Here is a 3411-nt window from a genome sequence, read left to right on the forward strand (position 1 = left end):
GACCGAAGAGCGGTTCGGCATCACGCCGGATTGGGTGGCAGCGGATACGGCATACGGGTCTTCTAACAATCTTGTGTCTCCATCGAACTCTACGTTCCCGTAGGAACGGACATGCAGAAACCTCATGATCGGGACGAACTCTACATTGTTGCCAGCGGCCCAGGCACTTTTTCACGCGGCGACGAGCTGGTTTCATTTGGTCAAGGAGATCTGTTATTTGCCCCCGCCCATGTCCCACACCGCTTCGAAAGCTTTTCCGATGATTTTCGAACGTGGGTAATCTTCTATGGTGAGCCTAGATCAAGTTAATAGCAACAAACCGCCAATTACCTAACAAACGGCACGCGACGGCGGCCGGCCCACATGGGTGACATCGCCGAGGGATGAACGTTGGCTGTGCGGGACGGAACAGACGTTCGCCATCAAGAACTGGACTGCCGCTTTTCGCTTCAAGGGTCTGGCCGAAATCTTGAATGCTCTTCCGACCAGACCCAGGCTACATCACACCCCGAAGACTACGTGCCCCTCTTCATTGATCGGCCAGGCTGGATTCCACGCGATCTCCCAGATGTGCCCGTCGGGGTCCGCTACATAACCTCGGACGCCACCTTGGGGCGGAGCATCGGCCTCGCGGAGAACGGTCGCGCCGGCGGCCACGAGAATCTTCATGACGGCCCGCACCTCTTCTTCCTCGGGCACGTTGTGGGCGAGGGACATCGCCCCTGAGGCAGGCAGCTTCCGAGCCTTGGTGTCCTCTTCGAGCGCGCCTTTCAGCCATGCGCCGAAGACGAAACCGTTCATCTGGTAGAAGGCGATTTCCTCGTTCTCGAACACCGGGGTCCAGCCGAAACCATCACGGTAGAATCCCTTCGATCTCTCGAGATCGGAAACACCGAGGGTCACCACTGAGATCTGTTGCTGCATATCCATGTCCTTTTAATTCGCCTGCGCGACATGCGCAGGCGCTTGGACCATGGGACGCGACAATCGAAGCGCCGATGCGCGAAAGGACCCGTTTAGCGGGGGGCCGGGCCAACCGCACCGACCTAACCTGTTTCTGGTGGGGACAAACTACGCGCCGTCATGCGCTGGATGCAACCAATTTGGACATTCAGGGCCTGCCTAGCATTGGACAAGATGGGCTCGAACCAGTCCTTCGCCGTGTTCAGCGCTCGGGCCTGCTGTGCGGACAAAGCCGCCTGTCGTCGACCGAGCCCCTGACGGTGATCGGTCGAAGCCGATGAGGGCGCATTACACGCTTTTAATCAATATGGGGATTGGATGCCTCGAACTCCGCTTCGGTCTTTCGCGGGTGATCGCCGTCCAAGCGGATCGCAGCCATTGCTTTGTCGGTGTAGATCTCAGAGCGCAGCGGCCAGTCATGAGCGGCATCGAATAAGCCGGGCATCAGATCGTATTCCGCTGCTTGGTCATCCGTGTTTCGCATCCAGAGATGCGTGCCGCACGTGCCGCAAAAGGCGCGTTCAGCAAACGGGGTAGATTGAAAGTGCCTGACCGGACCCTCCACGGTAACCGCTTCGGCGGCCGCCGTGAATGCAAGGAAGACCCCGCCGGACCATCGTTGGCACATGCGGCAGTGGCATGCGCCCGGCTGTGCGTCATGCTTGCCATAGACGCTCACCGTGACCTCACCACAAAGGCAGCGGCCTGCTATTTTCGCTGAAGCGCTCATCTTCATTCCTCGTGGATAAAGCTGCTGGTTTCCGTTATGCTTCGCGGTGCGTCCAGCTTCCGGATAGAACCTACCATAGCAGGCTTAGAAAGCAACGGCGGCTCAGCGGACATAGCGGCCGTCGGGATAGGATAATGAGTGGCTGGTTCAGTTGCTATGCGACCTTTTCTGTCCGCGCCAGTAGGAATGCTGCCATCCCCATCAAGCCGGCGGAAGCGCGATTGATAATGCGCCGCCTTAGTGGCGTCAGTGCATGTGCGCCGACCAGCGTTCCCGCCGTGACCCAGATAAGTGCAGCTGCTCCTTCAACGACGAGGTAAATGGCCCCCAAGGTGAACAACTGCGGCATCAGCGGTGCAGCATCGGTTACGAACTGCGGCAAGAACGCTGTCAGAAGCAGATAAGCCTTTGGGTTGCCCATGAGGGTTAAAAACTCGCGCCGCATCAGTGTCGAGACCTCGGGCGCCTCAATCTCAATGCTAACGTCTGCCATCCAGAACCGCCATGCGAGGTAGCCGAGATAAGCGACGCCCAACCACTTGAGCGCCACGAAAGCAAACTCTGATGTGCGCAAAAGTGCATCCAAGCCCAGCGAGACCAGAACCACTAACACCGCCCAAGCGGCGAGACGCCCAATGATGCTTTTTGCCGTTTTAAACCAGCCCGCCTTGGTCGCGGAAATGAAGGCAAGGAGATTGTTCGCGCCGGGTGATGCCCCAAGTAGAAGCGCTGCGGGAAGAAAGATCAGAAGCTGTTGTATTGTCACCGACATATCCTTTTCGGTGACAATACCAGCATCACAGCTTGCGTGCCATTGCGGGAAAGCTGCCGTTCATCCGTTTTGCAGCATCTGATAATACGGGCTCAAAGCCGTCATCCGCTGCATTCATCACCAATGTCGGCTACGGGCGCGTATCGCCTTTTCCTGCAAAACTTCTCTTAACCAGTCAGCGTTATAGCCACGATCCCCTAGCAGCCATTTGGCCTTATGTCAGGCCGCTCAGCAGGGCCCGTGCGCCGACGTAATCGCTCACCTGACCGGCGGTGACGAACAGGTCTGTCGGTCTGCCTTGGCTGTCGCAGATGGTGTGCAGCTTGGTGTTCATTCCGCCCTTGGTGCGACCGATCGGGCGACCACGCCCCCTTTTTTGTCGGCCATGCTGGTCGCCGTTCGGTGGACCTTCAGGTAGGTCGCGCCGATCATCACGGTCGTCTTCCCGCTGTGTTCCGCCTTCAGCTCAGCCCGCGCGAAGATGCCCTTTTAGCTCCAATGCTTCCAGCGGCTGTAGAGCATTTTGTGAGGGCCATACTCCCGCGGCACATCCCGCCTGTGCAAACCATTGCCATTGATAAAGATTCTCACTCAGCCCCCGCTTGTCATCAGCCCGGGACTTTCCGTGCGACTTAAGAAAGAAAGGGGCCAGACGTGCCATCTGCGCCCTGGTCAGCCAGAAGAGATTGCTCATGTCATCGCTCCTTTTTCGGACGCGCGAATCACGCAGCACAACAGAAACTAATGCATATTGATCCTGCCGAAGGTCTATCGATTAAAGTGTGAGCGAGCTTTCAAGCTACCGCCTCCAGGAACTTCAAAGGTGGTATAATCGCGAGGAAAGGCGCTATTGTGCTTCTCGACTTTTCCCGGCATTATGGAGCAAACTCACCAAATAAGGTTATAGACTAATCTGATATGGTTAGCCATAAGGGGGCATGGAAAA

General features: G+C 57.2%; 4 protein-coding genes and 1 pseudogene. 1 reads left to right on the forward strand and 4 read right to left on the reverse strand.

Features of this window, described 5'->3' with window-relative positions; all coding sequences use genetic code 11:
• The first annotated feature begins 111 nt into the window (after window positions 1-111).
• Window positions 112-309, forward strand: a complete 198-nt coding sequence (locus Q1A06_RS21120) for a cupin domain-containing protein (protein ID WP_366523557.1) — start codon at window positions 112-114, stop codon at window positions 307-309.
• Window positions 310-501: 192 nt separating this feature from the next.
• Here the strand turns inward: Q1A06_RS21120 and Q1A06_RS20720 are convergent, their stop codons facing one another.
• From Q1A06_RS20720 to Q1A06_RS20735, 4 genes and pseudogenes are all read right to left on the reverse strand, one after another.
• Window positions 502-924 (reverse strand): VOC family protein, encoded by a 423-nt coding sequence (locus Q1A06_RS20720; RefSeq protein ID WP_299568013.1) that lies wholly within the window; start codon window positions 922-924, stop codon window positions 502-504.
• 337 nt (window positions 925-1261) lie between these two features.
• A complete protein-coding gene (locus tag Q1A06_RS20725) occupies window positions 1262-1693 on the reverse strand; it encodes a GFA family protein (RefSeq protein WP_299568014.1) in 432 nt (143 codons plus the stop codon).
• A 154-nt stretch (window positions 1694-1847) separates the two neighbouring features.
• Window positions 1848-2459, reverse strand: coding sequence for a LysE family translocator (locus Q1A06_RS20730; RefSeq protein ID WP_299568015.1), 612 nt, complete (start codon window positions 2457-2459; stop codon window positions 1848-1850).
• Window positions 2460-2603: 144 nt separating this feature from the next.
• Window positions 2604-3159 (reverse strand): annotated as a pseudogene (locus Q1A06_RS20735) (IS5 family transposase); the annotation flags it as partial.
• Between the last annotated feature and the right edge of the window lie 252 nt (window positions 3160-3411).

The sequence above is a fragment of the uncultured Sulfitobacter sp. genome (assembly GCF_947497275.1).
GTDB lineage: Bacteria > Pseudomonadota > Alphaproteobacteria > Rhodobacterales > Rhodobacteraceae > Sulfitobacter.